At 67.0% G+C, this 21,914-nt stretch carries 24 protein-coding genes; 16 read left to right on the top strand and 8 right to left on the bottom strand.

Features of this window, described 5'->3' with window-relative positions; translation table 11 throughout:
- The first annotated feature begins 1 nt into the window (after nt 1).
- The 7 genes from CFB34_RS31415 (at nt 2) to CFB34_RS31445 (ending at nt 6,954) form a co-directional block, all read left to right on the top strand.
- The gene (locus CFB34_RS31415; protein ID WP_089440278.1) at nt 2-1,030 is read left to right on the top strand and encodes a DNA polymerase III subunit delta'; all 1,029 of its coding nucleotides are present in this window, start codon (nt 2-4) and stop codon (nt 1,028-1,030) included.
- Between the two features lie 140 nt (nt 1,031-1,170).
- Nucleotides 1,171-1,950, top strand: coding sequence for a TatD family hydrolase (locus CFB34_RS31420; RefSeq protein WP_069248154.1), 780 nt, complete (start codon nt 1,171-1,173; stop codon nt 1,948-1,950).
- Nucleotides 1,951-1,993: 43 nt separating this feature from the next.
- Nucleotides 1,994-2,704: an ankyrin repeat domain-containing protein gene (locus CFB34_RS31425; RefSeq protein WP_089440277.1), complete on the top strand. Its 711-nt coding sequence runs from the start codon at nt 1,994-1,996 to the stop codon at nt 2,702-2,704.
- A 119-nt stretch (nt 2,705-2,823) separates the two neighbouring features.
- On the top strand, nt 2,824-3,180 hold the full coding sequence (locus CFB34_RS31430; protein ID WP_089440276.1) for a Rap1a/Tai family immunity protein: 357 nt from the start codon (nt 2,824-2,826) through the stop codon (nt 3,178-3,180).
- Nucleotides 3,181-3,269: 89 nt separating this feature from the next.
- Nucleotides 3,270-4,442: a mechanosensitive ion channel domain-containing protein gene (locus CFB34_RS31435; RefSeq protein WP_089440275.1), complete on the top strand. Its 1,173-nt coding sequence runs from the start codon at nt 3,270-3,272 to the stop codon at nt 4,440-4,442.
- A gap of 30 nt (nt 4,443-4,472) precedes the next feature.
- A complete protein-coding gene (locus CFB34_RS31440) occupies nt 4,473-5,651 on the top strand; it encodes an AAA family ATPase (RefSeq protein WP_089440274.1) in 1,179 nt (392 codons plus the stop codon).
- A gap of 238 nt (nt 5,652-5,889) precedes the next feature.
- Nucleotides 5,890-6,954 carry a glycosyltransferase family 4 protein gene (locus CFB34_RS31445; RefSeq protein WP_089440273.1) on the top strand — a complete coding sequence of 355 codons (1,065 nt, stop codon included), beginning with the start codon at nt 5,890-5,892 and terminating at the stop codon, nt 6,952-6,954.
- Nucleotides 6,955-7,059: 105 nt separating this feature from the next.
- On the opposite strand, the gene CFB34_RS31450 is transcribed toward CFB34_RS31445, so the two are convergent.
- The 3 genes from CFB34_RS31450 to CFB34_RS31460 form a co-directional block, all read right to left on the bottom strand.
- Nucleotides 7,060-7,647, bottom strand: a complete 588-nt coding sequence (locus tag CFB34_RS31450; protein ID WP_069248150.1) for a YSC84-related protein — start codon at nt 7,645-7,647, stop codon at nt 7,060-7,062.
- A gap of 228 nt (nt 7,648-7,875) precedes the next feature.
- A complete protein-coding gene (locus tag CFB34_RS31455; protein ID WP_050013249.1) occupies nt 7,876-8,325 on the bottom strand; it encodes a hypothetical protein in 450 nt (149 codons plus the stop codon).
- A gap of 281 nt (nt 8,326-8,606) precedes the next feature.
- The gene (locus CFB34_RS31460; RefSeq protein ID WP_043188161.1) at nt 8,607-8,897 is read right to left on the bottom strand and encodes a PsiF family protein; all 291 of its coding nucleotides are present in this window, start codon (nt 8,895-8,897) and stop codon (nt 8,607-8,609) included.
- 261 nt (nt 8,898-9,158) lie between these two features.
- Here CFB34_RS31460 and CFB34_RS31465 point away from each other — a divergent pair, with 261 nt between their 5' ends.
- Nucleotides 9,159-10,181, top strand: a complete 1,023-nt coding sequence (locus CFB34_RS31465; protein ID WP_179243637.1) for an asparaginase — start codon at nt 9,159-9,161, stop codon at nt 10,179-10,181.
- 99 nt (nt 10,182-10,280) lie between these two features.
- On the opposite strand, the gene lysM is transcribed toward CFB34_RS31465, so the two are convergent.
- From lysM to gcl, 5 genes are all read right to left on the bottom strand, one after another.
- Nucleotides 10,281-10,751 (bottom strand): peptidoglycan-binding protein LysM, encoded by a 471-nt coding sequence (gene lysM / locus CFB34_RS31470; protein WP_039367010.1) that lies wholly within the window; start codon nt 10,749-10,751, stop codon nt 10,281-10,283.
- Nucleotides 10,752-10,762: 11 nt separating this feature from the next.
- On the bottom strand, nt 10,763-10,888 hold the full coding sequence (locus tag CFB34_RS39110; protein ID WP_256940921.1) for a hypothetical protein: 126 nt from the start codon (nt 10,886-10,888) through the stop codon (nt 10,763-10,765).
- Nucleotides 10,889-11,216: 328 nt separating this feature from the next.
- Entirely contained in the window at nt 11,217-12,110 is an 894-nt protein-coding gene (locus CFB34_RS31475; protein ID WP_089440271.1) for a 2-hydroxy-3-oxopropionate reductase, read from the bottom strand.
- Nucleotides 12,111-12,151: 41 nt separating this feature from the next.
- Nucleotides 12,152-12,961 (bottom strand): hydroxypyruvate isomerase, encoded by an 810-nt coding sequence (hyi, locus tag CFB34_RS31480; protein ID WP_021162122.1) that lies wholly within the window; start codon nt 12,959-12,961, stop codon nt 12,152-12,154.
- 43 nt (nt 12,962-13,004) lie between these two features.
- Nucleotides 13,005-14,780, bottom strand: coding sequence for a glyoxylate carboligase (gene gcl, locus CFB34_RS31485; RefSeq protein WP_089440270.1), 1,776 nt, complete (start codon nt 14,778-14,780; stop codon nt 13,005-13,007).
- 172 nt (nt 14,781-14,952) lie between these two features.
- On the opposite strand from gcl, the gene CFB34_RS31490 reads away from it, so the two are divergent.
- From CFB34_RS31490 to dnaB, 8 genes are all read left to right on the top strand, one after another.
- A complete protein-coding gene (locus CFB34_RS31490; protein ID WP_085039475.1) occupies nt 14,953-15,864 on the top strand; it encodes a LysR family transcriptional regulator in 912 nt (303 codons plus the stop codon).
- A 176-nt stretch (nt 15,865-16,040) separates the two neighbouring features.
- Nucleotides 16,041-16,682, top strand: coding sequence for an RNA polymerase sigma factor (locus CFB34_RS31495; RefSeq protein ID WP_089440269.1), 642 nt, complete (start codon nt 16,041-16,043; stop codon nt 16,680-16,682).
- Nucleotides 16,672-17,556 carry an anti-sigma factor gene (locus CFB34_RS31500; RefSeq protein ID WP_089440268.1) on the top strand — a complete coding sequence of 295 codons (885 nt, stop codon included), beginning with the start codon at nt 16,672-16,674 and terminating at the stop codon, nt 17,554-17,556. Before CFB34_RS31495 ends, CFB34_RS31500 begins: the two co-directional genes overlap by 11 nt.
- Before the next feature lie 243 nt (nt 17,557-17,799).
- The gene (gene rpsF / locus CFB34_RS31505; RefSeq protein ID WP_006402295.1) at nt 17,800-18,174 is read left to right on the top strand and encodes a 30S ribosomal protein S6; all 375 of its coding nucleotides are present in this window, start codon (nt 17,800-17,802) and stop codon (nt 18,172-18,174) included.
- 40 nt (nt 18,175-18,214) lie between these two features.
- A complete protein-coding gene (gene priB / locus CFB34_RS31510) occupies nt 18,215-18,514 on the top strand; it encodes a primosomal replication protein N (RefSeq protein ID WP_011657069.1) in 300 nt (99 codons plus the stop codon).
- Between the two features lie 4 nt (nt 18,515-18,518).
- Entirely contained in the window at nt 18,519-18,794 is a 276-nt protein-coding gene (gene rpsR, locus CFB34_RS31515; RefSeq protein WP_006486248.1) for a 30S ribosomal protein S18, read from the top strand.
- 27 nt (nt 18,795-18,821) lie between these two features.
- Nucleotides 18,822-19,274: a 50S ribosomal protein L9 gene (gene rplI / locus CFB34_RS31520; RefSeq protein ID WP_021156519.1), complete on the top strand. Its 453-nt coding sequence runs from the start codon at nt 18,822-18,824 to the stop codon at nt 19,272-19,274.
- A 139-nt stretch (nt 19,275-19,413) separates the two neighbouring features.
- Nucleotides 19,414-21,834 (top strand): replicative DNA helicase, encoded by a 2,421-nt coding sequence (dnaB, locus tag CFB34_RS31525; protein ID WP_089440267.1) that lies wholly within the window; start codon nt 19,414-19,416, stop codon nt 21,832-21,834.
- The last annotated feature ends 80 nt before the right edge of the window (nt 21,835-21,914 follow it).

The following is a 21,914-nucleotide window of genomic DNA, read 5'->3' on the forward strand; positions in this document are numbered from 1 at the left end:
CATGATCTATCCGTGGCAAACCGACGACTGGAACCGCCTGCAGCAATTGCGCGCGCAATGGCCGCACGCGCTGCTGCTGCATGGCCAGGCCGGGATCGGCAAGCTGCAGTTCGCGCAGCATCTCGCGCAGGGCTTCCTGTGCGAATCGCCGCAGCCGAACGGCGAGCCGTGCGGCGCCTGCGCGGCCTGCACGTGGTTCTCGCAGGGCAACCATCCGGACTACCGGATCGTGCTGCCCGAGGCGCTGGCGGGCGAGGCGCCGGGCGCCGCCGACGACGCGAAGGCGGCCGACGCGGACGAAGGCGGCAAGAAGACGCGGGCGCCGAGCAAGGAAATCAAGATCGAGCAGGTGCGCGCGCTGCTCGACTTCTGCGGGGTCGGTTCGCACCGTGGCGGCGCACGCGTCGTCGTGCTGTATCCGGCCGAGGCGCTCAACGTCGCCGCGTCGAACGCGCTGCTGAAAACGCTCGAGGAACCGCCGTCCGGCGTCGTGTTCCTGCTCGTGTCGGCGCGCATCGACCGCCTGCTGCCGACCATCATCAGCCGCTGCCGGCAGTGGCCGATGACCGTGCCGGCGCCCGACGCGGCCGCGGCCTGGCTCGCCGCGCAGGGCGTCGAGCATGCGCCGGCGCTGCTCGCCGAGGCCGGCGGTGCGCCGCTCGCCGCGCTGGCGCTCGCGAGCGACGAGAACCGCCCGCTGCGCGACTACACGCTCGGGCAGCTCGCGGCCGGGGCGGCCTGCGACCCGTTCGCGTGCGGCGAGACGCTGCAGAAGCTGCCGGTGCCGCTGGTGCTCGGCTGGCTGCAGCGCTGGCTGTACGATCTGCTCGCGCAGCGGATGGCGGGCGCGCCGCGCTACTTCCCGATGCACGCGGCGGCGCTCGCGCGCTGCGCGGAAGCGGTCGATGCGAACGCGTTCGCCCGCTTCATGAAGGCCGTGACGCGGCAGCGGACGGTCGAGAACCATCCGCTCAACGCGCGGCTCGTATTCGAGGAATTGTTTCTCGGATATCGGGAAATGTTCGCGTGATCCGGCATTGCTTCTCGCGGGTTGCGAAACGATGACCGGCCCACGCCGCGACGCGACCGTGGCCGTCCGGCCCGCGAACGCCGCCCGTTGCCGCATGCCGGTGCGCGCATGAGCGCCCGCCTTACGTATTAGGAAACACGATGTTCGTCGACTCTCACTGCCATATCAATTTCAAGGGCCTGGCCGACCGCCTGCCGGCCGTTCTCGAGAACATGCGCGAGCACGACGTCACGCACGCGCTGTGCGTGTCGGTCGACTTCGAGACGCTGCCGGAGGTCCTGGCGATCGCGGACGCGCACGACAACGTCTATGCGTCGGTCGGCGTGCATCCCGATCACGAGGACATGCACGAGCCGACGCTCGCGGAGCTCGTCGAGCTGGCGGCGCACCCGAAGGTCGTCGCGATCGGCGAAACGGGCCTCGACTACTACCGTCTCGAAGGCCGCTCGATCGACGACATGGAATGGCAGCGCGAACGTTTTCGCACGCATATCCGCGCGGCGACCGCGACGATGAAGCCGCTGATCATCCACACGCGCTCGTCGTCGGAAGACACGCTGCGGATCATGGCCGAGGAGCGCGCGGACGTGCCGGGCGGCGTGATGCACTGCTTCACCGAGCCGTGGCCGGTGGCCGAGCAGGCGCTTGCGCAGAACTTCCATATCTCGCTGTCGGGCATCGTCACGTTCAAGAACGCGACCGACGTGCAGGACGTCGCGCGGCGCGTGCCGCTCGACCGGCTGCTGATCGAGACCGACTCGCCGTACCTCGCGCCGGTGCCGTATCGCGGCAAGCCGAATGAACCTGCGTACGTCAGCCATGTCGGACGCTTTATCGCATCCGAGCGCGGGATCGCCGTCGAGGCGCTCGCCGATGCGACGACGCAGAACTTTTTCCGGCTGTTCAAGATCGCCCGCTAACGACGGGCGCGCAGCCGACAACCCAGGGAAGGAGCCCACAACAATGACGAAGCCGACCAACCATCTGCCGAAACGCGCACTCGTTGCCGCCGCGCTCGTCGCGAGCGGCCTGTTCGCGGCAGCCGGCGCGCATGCCGAATCGCTCGATGCGATCGTCAAGGCCGTCAAGTTCGACGACATCGCCGACATCGGCAAGCAGCTCAAGAGCGGCAAGCTCGACCCGAACACGATCGCGCCGAACGGCGACCCGCTGATCGTGATCGCCGCGCGCGAGAAGTCCGACAAGGTCGCGGCGGCGCTCGCCACGACGCCGAACGTCGACCTCGAGAAGGAAGACAAGGCCGGCGAAACCGCGCTGATGCTCGCGTCGCTGAACGGCGACGTCGGCCTCGCGAAGCTGCTGATCGACAAGGGCGCAGAAGTCAGCAAGAAGGGCTGGGCGCCGCTGCACTACGCGGCGACCAACGGCCAGGATGAAGTGGTGAAGCTGCTGCTCGACCACGACGCGTACATCGATACCGCATCGCCGAACGGGACGACGCCGCTGATGATGGCCGCACGCGGCAACCATCCGTCGACGGTCACGCTGCTGCTCGACCAGGGCGCCGATCCGCAGGTGAAGAACCAGCTCGGCATCACCGCACTCGAATTCGCGAAGCACTACAACGCGCCGGACGCGATCGAGATCCTGAGCAAGCGGACGACCCGCATCGGGGCATCGACGCCGGCAGAGGCGCAAAAGAGTGCAAAATGACGGTTTTCGGTGCGGCAGACGGTGCCCGCCCGGCCGGATTCCGGCCGGAGCAGGGCGTCCCGGCGCCGCGCCGGCCAAGGTAGCAGGCGGTCTCGGGCCGCATTGACATAAGGAACCCCATGTTGCGCGCAATGTTTTGTGCCGCGGTGTTTGCCGTGCCGTTGTCGGCAGCGGCGTTCACGGGCGCTGATCTCGACCGGCTGTGCGCGAAGACGGACGTCAAGTCGCGGGCGTCGTGCGCGGCCTACATCGAAGGCGCCGCCGACGGCGTCTACAACACCATCGATGCGATCGGCGGCACGACGGGGCCGCGGGTCGGCCAGTATTTCTGCCTGCCGCCCGACATCCGGGCGCAGCAGATGACCGACGCGGTGCGCAAGTACATCGCGGAAAATCCGAAGCTGGCCGACTACAACGCGAGCACCGCGGTGTCGCTCGGTCTCGGCAAGGCGTTTCCCTGCAGGAGCGGCAGCTGACCTGACGCCGTGTCCGGGCCCGCGCGCGGCCCGGGCGTCGCCGACGCATCCAGGACGAGGCGTGCGCGCCTCATTACCCAAGGGCGCCGATGATTTCAATCGAGGAACTGCAGCGCATCACCGATGCGCCGCTGCATTCATGGCTCGGCACGCTGGCCGTGTCCGTCATCGTCTTGCTGGTCGTCACGGTCGTGCACCGTCTCGGCGCACGCATCGTCAAGCGCATCGCGCAGCCGTATCCGTTGATGAGCGCGATCCTGCGCTACATCGACAGGCCGTCGCTCGTCGTACTCGCGCTGCTGGCGCTCGAATTCCTGTGGGTCCAGGCCGACGACGGCATGTCGTTCGTGCGCGGCATGCGCACGGCGGCGGCGGTCGGCTCCATCGTTTCGCTCACGTGGCTGCTGGTGCGGCTTGCGGCCGGCGTCGGCGACGCCATCATCCAGGCCCATCCGATCGATACGGCCGACAACCTGCAGGCCCGGCGCATCCATACGCAGGCCAAGGTACTCGTGCGGACCGTGATGGTGCTGATCGTGATCATCGGCACCGGCGCCGCGCTGATGACGTTCCCGAACGTGCGCCAGGTCGGCGCGAGCCTGCTGGCGTCGGCCGGCGTCGCGGGCCTGGTCGCCGGTATTGCCGCGCGGCCGGTGCTCGGCAACCTGATCGCGGGGCTGCAGATTGCGCTCACGCAGCCGATCCGGCTCGACGACGTGGTCGTGATCCAGGGCGAGTGGGGCCGCATCGAGGAAATCACCGGGTCGTTCGTGTCGGTGCGGTTGTGGGACCAGCGGCGCCTCGTCGTGCCGCTGCAGTGGATCATCGAGAATCCGTTCACGAACTGGACGCGCAGCAGCTCGGAAATCATCGGCACGGTCTATCTGTCGGTCGATTACCGCACGCCGCTCGCGCCGCTGCGCGAGGAGCTCGCGCGGCTCGTCCACGCGGCACCGGAGTGGGACGGCCGCGTGCAGGTGCTGCAGGTGACCGACGCGACGGAGCGCACGATGCAGTTGCGCGCGCTCGTCAGCGCGGCCGATTCATCGTCGTGCTGGGATCTGCGCTGCCGCGTGCGCGAAGGGTTGATCGCCTACCTGCAGGACCGCTATCCGCAATGCCTGCCGCGCAGCCGGATGGAACTGTATCCGCACGATGCCGCGCCGGATGCGCCGAATCCCGAACGGCCGCACGCGCGCTCGCCTGCCGCCAGTACGGCGGCCAATACCGCGGCCGACCCGCAGACCGCCGAAGGCCGCTGACAGCGGCCCGCATGCTCACCGTCCATCGTCATGACCGCGCTGAACACGCTCGCCATCGCCAATTACCGCTCGCTGCGCGAGCTGATCGTGCCGCTCGCGGCGCTCAACGTCGTCACGGGGCCGAACGGCAGCGGCAAGTCGAGCGTGTACCGCGCACTGCGGCTGCTCGCCGATACCGCGCAGGGGCGCGTGATTCCGTCGCTCGCCCGCGAAGGCGGGTTGCCGTCGACGCTGTGGGCCGGCCCCGAGCGCTTTTCGCGGGCGATGCTGGACGGCGACGCACCGGTCACCGGCACGGTGCGCAAGGGGCCCGTGAGCCTGAAGCTCGGCTTCGCCTGCGACGATTTCGGCTATGCGATCGATCTCGGCATGCCGGTGAAGAACGACGCGACGCAGTTCTCGCTCGATCCGGTGGTGAAGCGCGAGTGCATCTGGGGCGGCGCGATGTTGCGCCCGTCGACGCTGCTGGTCGACCGTCAGGGCGCGCAGATCCGCGCGCGCACCGCCTCGGGCGACTGGCAGACGATTCCGCAGCCGGTGGCGAGCTTCGACAGCATGATGACCGAGTTCGCCGATCCGACCGGCGCACCCGAGATGATCGCGGTGCGCGAACGGATCCGCTCGTGGCGCTTCTACGATCACTTCCGGACCGATGCGCAGGCGCCGGCGCGACAGTCGCACATCGGCACCCATACGCCGGTGCTCGCGGACGACGGCGCCGACCTGGCCGCCGCGTTGCAGACGATCCGCGAGATCGGCGACGGCGCGGCACTCGATGCGGCGCTCGACGACGCGTTTCCCGGCGCGTCGGTCGAGATCGACAATCCGGGCGGCCGTGGCCGCTTCGACGTGCTGATGCGCCAGCCGGGGCTGCTGCGGCCGCTCGCGGCGGCCGAGCTGTCGGACGGCACCCTGCGCTACCTGCTGCTCGCGGCCGCGCTGCTGACCCCGCGGCCGCCGGCGCTGATGGTGCTGAACGAACCGGAGACGAGCCTGCACCCCGATCTGCTGCCGGCGCTCGGCCGCCTGATCGCGCAGGCGGCGCAGCGTTCGCAGGTGCTCGTCGTGTCGCACGCCGCGCGGCTCATCGCGACGCTCGAGCGCGAGGCCGGCTGCGAATCGCTGGTGCTCGACAAGCAGCTCGGCGCGACCGGGCTCGTCGATGCCGATACGCGCGACCTGCCGCCGTGGAAGTGGCCGTCGCGCTGACGGGCAAGGCGGCGGCGCGCGTTCGGGCGCGATCGGCGCATAGGGGGCCGGATCGGCCCGACAGGCGGAATGTATCCTGCCTGTAACAACACCCATAAAATGAAAGACGGGCGGTTCCGCGCGGCGGGATCGCGAATAATGAAGGGATATCCGGCCGGCGCTGCATGGGGGGCGGGGCGTGAAAGCCCGAAGGCCCGCCGGCCATGCCGCAACGGACAGGACACAGGAGACGTGGACCATGAGAATTGCCCAGATCGCGCCGCTGACCGAATCGGTGCCGCCGAAGCTGTACGGCGGCACGGAGCGCGTCGTGTCCTACATCACCGAGGCGCTCGTCGAGCTTGGCCATGACGTGACGCTGTTCGCGAGCGGCGATTCGACGACGCGGGCGAAGCTCGAGCCGGTCTGGCCGCGCGCGCTGCGGCTCGATTCGTCGATCCGCGACCGGGTCGCGCCGCACATGCTGCTGATGGAGACGGTCGCGCGCCGCGCGAAGGACTTCGACGTGCTCCATTTCCACATGGACTACTACTCGTTCTCGGTCTTCAACCGGCAGGAAACGCCCTACGTGACGACGCTGCACGGCCGGCTCGACCTGCCCGAACAGCAGCCGGTGTTCGATACGTTCAACACGGCGCCGGTGATCTCGATCTCGAACGCGCAGCGCCAGCCGTTGCCGCAGGCGAAATGGCTGACGACGGTCTACCACGGGCTGCCCGATAAGCTGTACATGCCGCAGCCCGTCGAGCCGCGCTATCTCGCGTTCCTCGGCCGCATTTCGCCGGAGAAGCGCGTCGACACGGCGATCCGCATCGCCCGCCAGTGCGGGCTGCCGATCAAGATCGCCGCGAAGATCGACGCGGCCGACGAGGAATACTTCGAGCGCGAGATCAAGCCGCTCTTCGCGTTGCCGCACGTCGAATTCATCGGCGAGATCGCCGATCACCAGAAGGCCGAATTCCTGTCGGGCGCGCATGCGCTGCTGTTCCCGATCGACTGGCCGGAGCCGTTCGGCCTGGTGATGATCGAGGCGATGTCGTGCGGCACGCCGGTGATCGCGTTCAACCGCGGCGCGGTGCCTGAAGTAGTGGACGAGGGCGTGTCGGGTTTCATCGTCGAGGACGAAATCAGCGCGGTGGCCGCCGTGAACCGGCTGCACCTGCTGCCGCGTGCGCGCGTGCGGCAGCGCTTCGAGGAACGCTTCACGTCGCGCCGCATGGCGCAGCAGTACGTCGACGTCTACCAGTCGGTGATCCGCGCGCAGAAGCGCTCGCGCTTCAAGGTGATCGACTCGACGACCTGACACGCGACGCGCACGACGCGCGCGGATGAAAAAACGGCGATGCCCGCAAGGACATCGCCGTTTGTGCATGGCCCGCGCGCGGTGCGCACGGGCGGTACGCGAGCGTCAGATCTTCAGCTTCGTGACCTTCGTGCCGTTGATCGACACGTCGCCCATCAGGCCTGCGTTCGTCAGCACGACGACCTGGACCGGCGCGGTGGCCGTGTTGGAGTCGACCGCGCCGTTCGCGCCCATCTTCACGAGCGCGACCGATGCGCCGGCGCCGGCTGCCCAGCCGTCCGAGCCGCGGAATTCGTCGAGCGCTTCCTGCGTCATGAACAGGAACACGATCGCCTTCGACTGCGCACCGGCCTGCAGGCCGACCGACAGCGACGACGTGTTGTAGTAGCCGACCGTGCTGCCGCCGACGCGCAGTGCGCCGTTGCCGGACTGGCCGCCGACGATGAAGCCCGCCTGGATGACGTCCGGGAAGACGAGCACGCCGCGCGACTTCGCGACGAGTTCGCGCGAACCCTTGACCGTGGAGTACATGCGCGACAGCGTGGCGTCGACGCTCGAGTCGATTGCCTGGCGCTTCGACGCGTTCGTTGCGGCGTTGTCCGGCTTGTCGGGGGTGGTGGTGCAACCGGTGAGCGCGAGGCTACCGACGATGAGCGCAGCGGCGGCTTTCAGCACGAGATTCCGTTTTTGCATCGTTCTTCTCCATCGGATGATGTTCGGAGTGAGTCTCGCTCAGGGAGCGGATCACGTCGGCAGTTATATCACAGCGGATTACAGCCTCTTTTCATTGCGACGTGAAAAAGCGTCAAATCGCGCGGGGATGTCGCGGCGCGCCAACGGACGAACCGGCACCCCCGCGCCGACATTGTGTCGGCATGCGGCAAACACGGGGGGCGATCTGATGTCGGCGCCTGCCGCGCATCAGTGCGTGACGGGGGGAACAGGCGGCTTGATCGGGGGACGGCGCAGCGCGCGGCGGATCAGCGCGATCACGACGCCGCAGGCGAACAGGAACGCGGCCGGCACGACCCAATAGCCGACGAACGCGTGCCACAGATAGCCGGCGAGCGTATTGCGGCGCACCACGTATTCGTCGCGGGCCGCCTGCTGGCGCGGCGCATTGGCGGCGAGCACGTCGGCAGGGCAGCCGGCCGCGCGCGCCTCGTCAGGATCCCCGTGGCACTTCGCGGCGGCGCCGGCGGCCTGCTGCGCATCGGTGAGCTGCCAGGTGGTCAGCGCGAGTTGCAGGTCCGCCTTGTTGTACGCCATCTCCTCGCGGATCTCGCGCACGGCGACGATCGCGACGGGCACGGCCCAGAATACGATCACGATCAGCCAGCGGCGGAACCAGCGGTGTTGTCTCCATGCCATCCATGCCTCCGTTTGACGCGTGTGCGCGTCTGTCTCGAGGGCGGCCCGATGGCGCTTCTTGTACTTGGATGGGCCGCGTTGCAGCCATCATAGAAGAAAACGCGGCGAATTGCCGCACCATGTGGCGGCGCCGGCACGGCGAGCCGGGGAAGCGGGGCGGGAGCCGTCACAAAAGCGCGGAAGAGGCGCGCGGGCGGGGCGCGTCGATGCGCGTGCAACGAAAACAAAAATGCCGCGCCCGCCGAAGCGGTGCGCGGCATTCGATACGGGAGCGCCGGAACTCAGGCGGCCGGCTGGCTGCTCAGGCAGCTCTTCATGAACGCCTTGCGGTCGTCGCCTTTCTTGCCGGTGGCCTGCGTGTTGCACGCCTTCATCTTTTCCTGCTGCGACATCGCCTTCGCGGGCTTCGCCGACAGGCAGTCCTTCATGAACGCCTTGCGTTCGTCGCCCGTCTTGCCGGCTGCCTGGGTGTTACAGGCCTTCATCTTGTCCTGCTGGCTGTTCGCCGCGAACGCGGGGGAAGCCAGCATGCCGCCGAGAAGCACTGCGGCTACGAGCGATTGGATTTTCATTTCGACACTCCCATGGGGTGAATTGCGTGTTATCGACGCCGTCACGAAGCACCGTGCAATGAGGATAGGGTCGCATCGCACAGCGCGCTCCGATTATGGCAAATCAATGTGAAAACACCAAAACGGCACTTTCTATAACGTTGCGGACACCACGGCCGTTGACGGCACGTGTTGCCGAACGATCGGGACAAACCATGATGCGCTGCGGCCGGCGTCGGTCGCCACGCCGGAACCTGGCCGCAAGCCTTTACAATCGCGGCCATGAATACTTCGAATTCCGCATCCCCTTCGTCCGCGGCGGCCCTGCCGCGCATCGCCGTGCTCGCCACCGGCGGCACGATCGCCGGTGCCGCGCCCGACGCGGCCAGCACGGCCGGCTACCAGGCCGGCGCGCTCGGCGTCAATTTCCTGGTCGACGCGGTGCCGGCGCTCGCGTCCGTCGCGCGCGTCGACGCCGAGCAGATCGCCAGCATCGACAGCAAGGATCTCGCGCTGCCGCTGTGGAATACGCTCGCCGCGCGGATCGACGCGCTGATGGCCGATCCGGCGGTCGACGGCATCGTGATCACCCACGGCACCGACACGCTCGAGGAAACCGCGTATGCGCTGCACCTGGTCGTCAACGGCGACAAGCCGGTCGTGCTGACGGCCGCGATGCGGCCGGCAACCGCGCTGTCGTCGGACGGTCCGCTGAACCTGCTGAATGCGGTGACGGTGGCCGCGCATCCGTCCGCGCGCGGGCAGGGCGTGCTGGTCGCATTCAACAACCGGATCCACGGCGCGCGCGACGTCGTGAAGACGAGCACCTATGCGGTCGATGCATTCCAGTCGCCGGAGCTTGGCGCGCTCGGCTGGGTGCAGGATGGCCGGGTCGAATTCGCCCGCCGCGTCACGCGTTCGCGCGACACGCCACTGGCGATCGCCACCGCGTGGCCGCCTGTCGAAGTCGTCGCGAGCTACGCGGGCGTGACGCGCACGGCCGTCGACGCGCTCGTCGCGGCCGGCGTGCGCGGTCTCGTCGTCGCGGGTACGGGCAACGGCTCGATCCATGCGACGCTGCAGGCGGCGCTGGCCGATGCGGTGAAGGCGGGCGTGGCGGTGGTTCGCGCGTCGCGCGTCGGATCGGGGCACGTGATGCGCAACGGCGCCGCGAGCGACGATGCGCTCGGCTTCGTGAGCGCAGGGTCGCTGAACCCGTTCAAGGCGCGCGTGCTGCTGATGCTCGCGCTCGCGAACGGCATTCACGGCCGCGATGCGCTGCAACGCGCGTTCGATACGCTGTGACCGGCTGATCGACGGGCGCGGTGCGGGCCGCGCGCGTCACCATGAAAAAAGGCAGGCCATCGGCCTGCCTTTCTTTGTCCGTCAGTCCGGCAACAATGCTCAGGACTGCGGCGGAATCACGAGCTTCTGGCCCGGGTAGATCCGGTCCGGGCTCGACAGCATCGGCTTGTTCGCCTCGAAGATCACCGGGTACTTGTTCGCGTCGCCGTAGACTTCCTTGGCGATCGCCGACAGCGTGTCGCCCGGCTTCACGTCGTGGTACTGCACTTCCGGATCGTCCGGCTGCAGATCGTCGTCGTTGACGCCCGCGACGCCTTGCACGTTGCCGGCCGCGACCTTGACCTTGGCCTTCGTGTCGAGGTCGGCGACGCTGCCCGACAGCGTCACGGTGCGCGATGCGCCGTCGAACGCCACGGTCAGGTTCGACGTATCGAGACCCTGCGTGTTGATGTAGTTCTTGATGGCATCGGCCGCGGTCTGGTTTGCGGCATTCGGATCTTCCGCGGCTTGCGCATCGGCATGACCCAGCAGTTTTTCGCCCGCCTCTTTGATAAACGAAAGAAGACCCATCGTTGCACTCCTTAGGTGGTTGAAAAGAAAACGCGCCGTGAAGTGGCGAAAAAAACACCGCGCTGGGCGCGGTCACCGGAGGTGAACGCTAGCGCGGCGATTTTCTCGAAAGGCGTGGCGAAAGTGTAGGCGTTCATGACGACGATTGCATGAAAAATCGCACGCTCGAACGTAAAGAAATGTAATACGCGAAATCCGACAGGCGGACACCCGACGACGACGTCTGACCGACCAAGGCTTCCCCGGCGTCGCCGGGTGCCGCTGCGGACCCCACCACGCCGCTCTCAGCCCAGAGCGGCGTTTTTCGCCCCGTCCTGCATGCCATCGGCAGTGCAGGGCGGGGCGCCCCACCGTGATGCGCAAGTGCGTGGCGCCTCGCGCATCGATGCGACCGGCCGTGCCGGTCACGTGTGTCTGTCGCGCGCGTCCGCCATCGCGGCGGAAACGCGCATCGTTGCAGCCGTGTTACGCGGCCGGCGTCTGACCGATCTCGAAGTTCGACATGATCTCGAGCGCGCGCACGAGCGCCGAGTGATCCCAGGCCTTGCCGCCGTGCGACGCACACACGCTGAACAGTTGCTGCGCGCTCGCGGTATGCGGCAGCGCGAGGCCGAGCTTGCGTGCGCCGTCGAGCGCGAGGTTCAGGTCCTTCTGGTGCAGCTCGATGCGGAAGCCCGGATCGAACGTGCGCTTCGTCATCCGCGCGCCGTGCACTTCGAGGATGCGCGACGCGGCGAAGCCACCCATCAGCGCCTGGCGCACACGCTCCGGATCGGCGCCCGAACGAGCGGCGAACAGCAGCGCTTCGCCGACCGCCTCGATGTTCAGCGCGACGATGATCTGGTTCGCGACCTTGCAGGTCTGGCCGGCGCCGTTGTCGCCGACGAGCGTGATGTTCTTGCCCATCTTCTCGAACAGCGGCCTGGCGCGCTCGAATGCCGCCTCCGGGCCGCCGACCATGATCGTCAGCGTCGCTTCGCGGGCGCCGACTTCGCCGCCGGACACCGGCGCGTCGAGGTAGTCGCAGCCGAGTGCGTTGATCTGCTTCGCGAATTCCTGCGTGTCGAGCGGCGAGATCGAGCTCATGTCGATCACGAGCTTGCCGGCCGAGAGGCCCTTCGCGACGCCGTCGTCGGCGAACAGCACGTTACGCACGTCCGGCGTATCCGGCACCATCGAGATGATGATGTCCGCGTTCTTCGCGACTTCGGTCGAGTTCGCGACGACCTTCGCGCTCGTGCGCAGGTCGTCCGGGATCGGGAACGCGCCGTTCACGACGAGCTGGTGGTCGCCCTTGAGCAGGTTGCGCGCCATGTGCGCGCCCATGATGCCGAGGCCGATGAAACCGATGGTTGCCATGTGAAAGTCTCCTATAGGGCTGAAAACGGAAAGGGCGGATCTCAGGCGGCGCGACGCGCCGAGCCCGGTGCGCAGCCGGCGACGCTGTGCAGCCAGCCGAGGCCTTCCGTCGTGGTGGTGCGGGGCTTGTACTCGCAGCCGACGTAGCCGGCATAGCCGAGCCGGTCGAGCAGCGCGAACAGGAACGCGTAGTTGATCTCGCCCGTGCCCGGCTCGTTGCGGCCCGGGTTGTCCGCGAGCTGGACGTGGCCGATCGATGCGAGGTTGCGTTCGATCGTCGCGGCCAGTTCGCCTTCCATGCGCTGCATGTGATAGATGTCGTACTGCAGGAACAGGTTGTCCGAGCCGACCGCGCGGATCACGTCGAGCCCTTCCGACGAGCGGTTCAGCGCGAAGCCCGGGATGTCGAAACTGTTGCACGGCTCGACGAGCAGGCGGATGCCTTCGCGCTTCAACGCGTCGGCGGCAAAGCGCAGGTTGTCGACGATCGTGACGAACGTCTTGTCCCGCGCCGTGCTGGCCGACGGAATGCCGACGAGGCAGTTCAGCTGCGGCACCTTCAGCGCCTTCGCGTACTCGATCGCACGGCCGACCCCTTCCTGGAACTCGCCGACGCGATCGGGCAGGCATGCGATGCCGCGCTCGCCCTGGTCCCAGTTGCCGGCGGGCAGGTTGTGCAGCACGAGGCGCAGGCGATGCGTCTCGAGCCGCTCGGCGAGTTCCTCTTTTGCGTACGGATACGGGAACAGGAACTCGACGGCGTCGAAGCCCGCGTCGGCGGCCGCCTTGAAGCGGTCGAGGAACGGCACTTCGTTGAACAGCATGGTCAGGTTTGCAGCAAACTTCGGCATGAGCTAAGCCTCTTCGGTCGGTCAGTCAAAAATGTCGTGCGGTTCAGTCGAGCATCGAGATCGCGGTCGGTGCGTGCTCGGCCTTTTCGGCGAGATCCTCGAATTCGTTGATCGCGTCGATTTCGGTGCCCATCGAGATGTTCGTCACGCGCTCGAGGATCACTTCCACGACCACCGGCACGCTGAACTCTTCCGCGAGCGTTTGCGCCTGGCGCAGCGCCGGCTCGATCTCTTCCGGCTTGAACACGCGCAGCGCCTTGCAGCCGAGGCCTTCCGCGACGGCCACGTGGTCGACGCCATAGCCGTTCAGTTCCGGTGCGTTCACGTTGTCGAATGCGAGCTGCACGCAGTAGTCCATGTCGAACGCACGCTGCGCCTGGCGGATCAGCCCGAGGTACGAGTTGTTCACGACGACGTGCACGTACGGCAGCTTGAATTGCGCGCCGGCGGCCAGTTCCTCGATCATGAACTGGAAGTCGTAGTCGCCGGACAGCGCGACGATCGGGCGGCTCGGGTCCGCTGCACGCACGCCGAGCGCGGCAGGAATCGTCCAGCCGAGCGGGCCGGCCTGGCCGCAGTTGATCCAGTTGCGTGCCTTGAACACGTGCAGGAACTGCGCGGCGGCGATCTGCGACAGGCCGATCGTGCTGACGTAGCACGTATCGCGGCCGAACACCTTGTTCATCTCTTCGTACACGCGCTGCGGCTTGACCGGCACGTTGTCGAAGTGCGTCTTGCGCTGCAGCGTGCGCTTGCGTTCCTGGCATTCCGAGACCCAGGCGCTGCGGTCCTTCAGCTTGCCGGCGGCCTTCCATTCCTGCGCAACGGCGACGAACAGTTCCAGCGCGGCCTTCGCGTCCGACACGATGCCGAGATCCGGGCCGAACACGCGGCCGATCTGCGTCGGCTCGATGTCGACGTGCACGAACTTGCGGCCCTTCGTGTAGACCTCGACGCTGCCCGTGTGGCGGTTCGCCCAGCGGTTGCCGATGCCGAGCACGAAGTCGGACGCGAGCAGCGTGGCGTTGCCGTAGCGGTGCGACGTCTGCAGGCCGACCATGCCGGCCATCAGCGGGTGGTCGTCGGCAATCGCGCCCCACGACATCAGCGTCGGGATCACCGGCACGCCGATCGTTTCGGCGAACTGGACGAGCAGGTCTTCGGCCGCTGCGTTGAGCACGCCGCCGCCCGACACGATCAGCGGCTTGTCCGCGTCGTTGAGCATCGCGAGCGCCTTCTCGATCTGCGCGCGGGTGGCCGCGGGCTTGTAGACCGGCAGCGGTTCGTACGTGTCGATGTCGAATTCGATTTCGGCGAGCTGCACGTCGATCGGCAGGTCGACCAGCACCGGTCCCGGACGGCCCGAGCGCATCAGGTGGAACGCCTGCTGGAACACGCGCGGCACGAGCGCCGGCTCGCGCACGGTGACGGCCCACTTCGTGACGGGCTTCGCGATCGACTCGATGTCGACGGCCTGGAAGTCTTCCTTGTACAGGCGGGCACGCGGTGCCTGGCCGGTGATCGCGAGGATCGGAATCGAGTCGGCGGAAGCGGAATAGAGACCGGTGATCATGTCGGTGCCGGCGGGGCCCGACGTGCCGATGCACACGCCGATGTTGCCCGGGGCCGCACGCGTGAAGCCTTCGGCCATGTGCGACGCGCCTTCGACGTGGCGTGCCAGTACGTGGCTGATGCCACCCGACTTGCGCATGGCCGAGTAGAACGGGTTGATCGCTGCGCCCGGCACGCCGAACGCGGTCTGGATGCCTTCTTTCTCGAGCACGAGCACAGCTGCGTCGACGGCTCTCATCTTGGCCATGAATGTCTCCTTGAATGGGGTGGATCTTGCAAATGGGTCTGTTGGGGACACTTTAGGGATGCAGGAAAGGTTTGATAAGATCAGCCGAAGTCGCTTTTTTCGAAACTAAAAGTATGGAATGACGGCCGGGCGGGGCTTTCCGCCGGTGCCGGCATAGAGACGGAGACGGGAGATGGATCGCTTCAAGCAGATCGAGACGTTCGTGCGGGTGGCCGATGCCGGCAGCCTCGCGGCGGCGGCGCTCGAGGAGGGCGTGTCGCCGGTGGTGCTCGGGCGGCGCATCGACGCGCTCGAAAAGCGTCTCGGCGTGAAGCTGATGTACCGCTCGACGCGGCGCCTCGTGGTCAGCGAGGAAGGCGCCGCGTTCCTCGAGCGCTGCCGCGGCCTCCTGTCCGAATGGGACCAGGCCGAGAACGAGCTGGCCGCCGGGCGGCGCGCGGTCAGCGGGCACCTGATCGTGTCCGCGCCGGCCGCATTCGGGCGCAAGCACGTCGCGCCGCACGCCCCCGGCTTTCTGGCCGACAAGCCCGAGATGCAGCTGTCGTTCAACCTGACCGACCGCGTCGTCGATCTCGTGCGCGAAGGCTACGACCTGTCGATCCGGATCGGCGGGGCCGTCGATCCGAACTTCGTCGCGGTGAAGCTCGCGTCGAACCGGCGCGTCGTGTGCGGCACGCCCGAGTATTTCCGCCGGCACGGCCGGCCGAAGTCGCTCGACGACCTGCTCAAGCACAACTGCCTGGCGTTCAACCTGCAGGGCGGGCAGAACCGCGGCTGGTATTTCCAGCGCCACGGCAAGATCGCGACGATGCGCGTGGCGGGCAATCTCGACTGCAACGACGGCGAACTGCTGCACCGCTGGGTGGCCGAAGGTCTCGGGCTCGGCTGGCGCTCCACCTGGGAGATCGCCGCGCAGCTCGAGACGGGCGAGCTGGAAACCGTGCTCGACGAATATGCGTTGCCCGACTACGACATCCTCGCGGTCTACCCGCAGCAGCGCTACGTGCCGGCGCGCGTGCGCTACTTCATCGACTACCTGCGCGCCGCTTACGCGAGCCCGGGCTACTGGAGCACCACGCCGTAACGGCGCGGACGGTCGGGCCACCGGGCTGTCCGGTGTTTTTTTACGCTTCGGGCGTGCGGCGCGGGAATAAACTCGACGCAACGACGGTAAGGTCATCGAGCGTGCACGTTGCCAGTCTGTCCGGGCGCCGTGCTCGGAACGGGCGCGGCTTCGGCCGCCGGGACCAGGGAGGCCATGTGGGGCAAGCCGGACAGGCGATCGAAGAGCGGTCGGCGGACGACGCGGTGGCGCGCGGCGAGCGGTTTCGTGCGCTGGTGCTGCCGCATCTCGACGCCGCGTACAACCTCGCGCGCTGGCTGAGCGGCAACGCCGGCGATGCGGACGACGTCGTCCAGGACGCGTGCATGCGCGCACTGCGCTTCGTCGATTCGTGTCGCGGCGACAACGCCCGGCCGTGGCTGCTGACGATCGTGCGCCACACCTGGTACACGGAATGGCGGCGCCGCACGCATGCGCACGAGGTTGCGCTGCCCGACACGCTCGACGACACCGACGTGCCCGACGACTGGCAACCCGCGACCGACGATCCGCTCGCGCACCTGCTGCGCGGCGAGAACGTGCGGCTCGTGAACGAAGCGCTCGCGAAGCTGGCACCCGAATACCGCGAGGTGCTCGTGCTGCGCGAGATGGAGGACCTGAGCTACCGCGAGATTGCGGCGATCGCGGACGTGCCGGTCGGCACCGTGATGTCGCGGCTCGCACGCGGCCGGCGCAAGCTCGCCGCGCTGCTGGGCGGCGAGCCGGCGCCGGCGGCCGCAGGCAGGCCCGGCCGTACGCCGGCTGGCGGAGCCGCATCGGAGGCTATCGATGGACTGTAACGAAGCGCGAGCGTTGCTGGACGCGGACGTCGACCGCGAGCTGTCGGCGCCCGATGCGTTGCGGGTCCAGCAGCATGTCGAAGGGTGCGAAGCGTGCCGTCGTGAGCGCGCGCGGATCGTCACGCTGGTGCAGGCGGTGCGCCAGGCCGACTACCATCGTGCGCCGGATGCGTTGCGGGCCAGCATTCTCGCGAGCCTGCCGGCAGCGGCCGATGCGCCCGTGCGCGAGCAGGCGCAGCCCGAACCGAAGTCAAGGCCGCAGGCGCGTCCGCGTGGCCGCCGCTGGTTTTCGTGGCTGACGGATCAAGGCGGGGCAGCACGCCCGGCGTCGGCCGGCATGGGGCCGCGCGTGGCCGCGCTGCCCGGCCTCGGCTGGGGCGTCGCGCTGTTGGTGGCGCTTGCCGCGGCCGGCGGGATGACGTTGTCCGCCCGCCATGCCGACACCGACCGCACGGTCGACGAACTCGTGTCGAGCCACGTGCGGGCCGACCTGTCGGCGCGGGACATCGACGTGATCTCGACCGACCGGCACACGGTCAAGCCGTGGTTCAACGGCCGGATCGACTATGCGCCGCCGGTCGAGGATCTCGCGGCGGACGGCTTCGCGCTGGTCGGCGGCCGGCTCGACTACGTCGGGCGGCGTCGCGTCGCGGTGCTCGTCTACCGTCACCGGCAGCACGTGATCGACGTCTACGTGCGGCCGGCCGGCGAGGGGCCGGGGGCGCCGTACACGACCGTGTCGCAAGGCTACGCGCTCGACCGCTGGGAGGCGGCCGGCATGACCTGGTGGGCCGTGACCGACGCCGAACCGTCGGCGCTCGCGGCATTCAGGACCGCGCTCGATGCGCGACTCGGCGTGACACGCACCGAGTGACGGCGGCGGGCGCGGCCTGCCGCTTGCCGCGCGTTTTTCCGTTCCGACCCTGATCGGGAAAAAAGCCGAAACGCGGCCGACCTGCCGGGTTCGCCCCTTCAAGTCTTTGAAAACATGGCCGAATCCGTGCACGAGCCGTCGATTGGCCTTGCACGCGCCCCGTATCCGGGTTAGAATCTTCGGCTTCTCACTTGCCACACCGGTTCAGACGCCCGGGTGGCTTTAATCCACAAGGAGTGTGTAATGCGTCATTACGAAATCGTATTCATCGTGCACCCCGATCAGAGCGAGCAAGTGCCCGCGATGATCGAGCGTTACAAGACCACGATCACGTCGCACGGCGGTCAGATCCACCGCGTCGAAGACTGGGGCCGTCGCCAACTGGCCTACATGATCGAGAAACTCGCGAAGGCTCACTACGTCTGCATGAACATCGAGTGCGACCAGACGACGCTCGACGAACTCGAACACGCGTTCAAGTTCAACGACGCCGTGCTGCGCCACCTCATCGTCAAGATGAAGAAGGCCGAAACCGGCCCGTCGCCGATGATGAAGGAAGTTCAGCGCGAAGAAGCCAAGAAGGCGGCTGCAGCTCAGCCGACCGAAGCGCAGGCTTAAGTTCGTCATTCATTAAGCCATCAAGGAGCGCGTCACTCACGTGAACAGGTTGCAATTGACGGCGAGCGTCGTCGAACGCGCACCGGTGCGATATACGCCGGCAGGTGTTCCGATCGCAAGCGCCACATTGCATCACCGCACGGAAGTCGTCGAGGCAGGCATTCCCCGTCAGGTCGAAATGACGATCGAGGCGGTGGCGGCCGGTGAGGCGAGCGGCAGGCTGGAAAGCCGTGAAATGGGCGTCGAAACGCTGTTCACGGGCTTCCTGGCAAAGAAAAGCCGCAACGCGAGAACCTTGGTGTTTCACATCACAGCATTGCAGGACATTGGAAAGGACTGAAATCATGCCCCGCCCGACTGGTAAGAAATTCGACAAGCGTCGTCAGCAACAAAACCCGCTCTTCAAGCGCAAGAAGTTCTGCCGTTTCACGGCCGCAGGCGTCGAGCAGATCGACTACAAGGACACGGAAACGCTGAAGGACTTCATCGGCGAAAACGGCAAGATCACGCCGGCTCGTCTGACGGGTACGAAGGCGCACTATCAGCGTCAGCTGGATACGGCCATCAAGCGTGCGCGTTTCCTCGCGCTGCTGCCGTACACCGATCAGCACAAGGCGTAATCAGGCGACGCAATAAGGAGAATTCGAATGCAAATCATTCTGTTGGAAAAAGTCGCCAATCTGGGTAACCTCGGCGACATCGTCAAGGTCAAGGACGGTTACGCTCGCAACTTCCTGATCCCGAACCGCAAGGCTCGCCGTGCAACGAAGGAAGCGATCGCCGAATTCGAAGTTCGCCGCGCGGAACTCGAAAAGATCGCCGCTGAAAAGCTGGCAGCATCGCAGGCAGTCGGCGAGAAGCTGAACGGCCAGTCGTTCGAAATCACGCAGAAGTCGGGCGTTGACGGCCGTCTGTTCGGCTCGGTCACGAACGGCGACGTCGCGGAACTGCTGAAGAAGGCAGGTTTCGAAGTCGAGAAGCTGCAAGTTCGCATGCCGGAAGGCCCGCTGAAGATGATCGGCGAGCACAACGTCCAGGTCGCGCTGCATACGGACGTCGTCGTCGACGTCACGATCAACGTGATCGGCGACCACGCGTAAGCGTACGCAAGCTTTCCGGGCGGCTTCCGCCGTCCGGACAAGGGCAGGCGCCCGGGCAACCGGGGCCTGCCTTTTTTATTGCTCGTTCGCCGGTGGCCGGTATGGCGCCGTCCTGTGTAATTCGCGATAATCCCAACCCATGAACGCGCCGCAAGATCCTCAAATCGAATCGCTGAAAGTCCCGCCGCATTCGGTCGAAGCCGAGCAGTCGGTGCTCGGCGGCCTGTTGCTCGACAACGCGGCCTGGGACCGGATTGCCGACTTCCTGTCGCAGGGCGATTTCTACCGCTACGACCACCGGATCATCTACGAGCACATCGGCCGCCTGATCGCGTCGACGCGCCCGGCCGACGTCGTGACCGTGTACGAAGCGCTGACCACGTCCGGCAAGGCCGACGACGTCGGCGGGCTGGCCTACCTGAACGCGCTCGCACAGAACACGCCGAGCGCGGCGAACATCCGCCGCTATGCGGAAATCGTGCGCGACCGCGCGGTGCTGCGCCGGCTCGTGTCGGTTGCCGACGAAATCTCGGCCGATGCGTTCAACCCGCAGGGCAAGGAAGTCCGCCAGCTGCTCGACGAGGCCGAGTCGAAGGTGTTCTCGATCGCCGAAGAGGGCGCGCGCGGCAACCAGGGCTTCCTCGAGATCGGCCCGCTGCTCACGCAGGTCGTCGAGCGCATCGATACGCTGTACCACACGGCGAACCCGAGCGACGTCACGGGCACGCCGACGGGCTTCGTCGACCTCGACCGGATGACGTCCGGGATGCACGGCGGCGAACTGATCATCGTCGCAGGGCGCCCGTCGATGGGTAAGGCGCAGCCGCTCGATGCTCGCGTCAGGACGCTCGCCGGCTGGAAGCGGATGGGTGAGCTGGCGGTGGGCGATCAGCTGGCTTCGGCCGATGGCGCGCCATCGGCGGTGACCGGCATCTATCCGCAGGGGGAGCGGCAGGTGTACCGCGTCCGCTTCTCGGACGGTCGTTCTGCCGAGTGCTGCGACGAGCATTTGTGGTGCGTCCATTACCGGGAGTGGGCGAAGCCTCGCATCCTGAGCACGGCGGAAATCCGTACGCTGCTGACGCGCGAGCGCTATCGCAACCGTTTGTGGATCGACATGGCGAGCGGTGATTTCGGGCATACGGAGGCACTGCCCGTCGACCCGTGGGTACTCGGCGCTTTGCTCGGCGACGGCTCGATGGGGGGTACGGCGGTGCGATTCAGCGTCAAGGCCGAGGAGACGCTGGAGCGGATGCGTGCGCGGGTCGATGCGACGCTCGAACTCGAACATGCGGGGCGGTACGACTGGCGAATCAAGCGCCGGCCGGCCGGTTCGGTATCGCGGCCGACGGTCAACCCGTTGAAGGCGGCGCTCGAGCGGCTTGGTGTCTGGGGGCGCACGAGCTACGACAAGTTCATTCCGCGCGAGTACCTCGACGCGGGCAAGGACGCGCGACTTGATCTGTTGCGTGGGTTGCTCGATACCGATGGCTGGGTCGAATCCTGGGGCACGGTGCGTTACTCGACCGCGAGTCCGCAACTTGCGCGCGACGTCCAGGAGCTGGCGCGCTCGCTCGGCGCCTGGTGCCAGATTTCGGAAAAGGCGACCAGTTTCACGTCGCATGGCCAGCGCGTGGCCGGCGTGACGGCGTACGTGTGCACGATCAGCCATCCGGATCCTCAGGATCTTTTCCTGTTCGAGGGTAAGCGTGAGCGGCTGGCGAGCGGGCGTTCGCGCCGCAAGATGCCGGTGATCGTCGGCATCGAGCCGACGCGTCGCACGGCGACGCAGTGCATTTCGGTGTCGCATCCGTCGCGCTTGTACGTGACCGACGACTATGTCGTGACGCACAACACCGCATTCTCGATGAACATCGGCGAATACGTCGCGGTCGAGTACGGGCTGCCGGTCGCGGTGTTCTCGATGGAAATGCCGGGCACCCAGCTCGTGATGCGGATGCTCGGCTCGATCGGCCGGCTCGACCAGCACCGGATGCGCACGGGCCGCCTGACGGACGAGGATTGGCCGAAACTGACGCACGCGGTGCAGAAGATGAGCGAGGCGCAACTCTTCATCGACGAAACCGGCGGCCTGAACCCGATGGAATTGCGCTCGCGCGCCCGGCGGCTGGCGCGGCAATGCGGCAAGCTCGGCCTGATCATCGTCGACTACCTGCAGCTGATGTCGGGTTCGTCGCAGGGCGAGAACCGCGCGACCGAAATCTCGGAAATCTCGCGATCGCTGAAGAGCCTCGCGAAGGAACTCGACGTGCCGGTGATCGCGCTGTCGCAGCTGAACCGCGGTCTCGAACAACGCCCGAACAAGCGCCCGGTGATGTCGGATTTGCGTGAATCCGGCGCAATCGAACAGGACGCGGACGTGATCCTGTTCATCTACCGTGACGAAGTCTACAACCCGGACAGCCCCGACAAGGGCACGGCCGAAATCATCATCGGCAAGCAGCGTAACGGCCCGATCGGCCCCGTTCGGCTCACGTTCCTGGGGCAATACACGAAGTTCGACAACTTTGCCGGGGCGCAGACGTTCTACGGCGAGTAACGCCGGTTGTAAAGCCCTAAATCGCCAAACGTTGTATCCAATCCCGGCGCGCGCATGTGCGCGCGTCGCGGCGCGACCGA

Origin of the sequence: Burkholderia sp. HI4860 (assembly GCF_002223045.2) — a bacterium.
GTDB lineage: Bacteria > Pseudomonadota > Gammaproteobacteria > Burkholderiales > Burkholderiaceae > Burkholderia.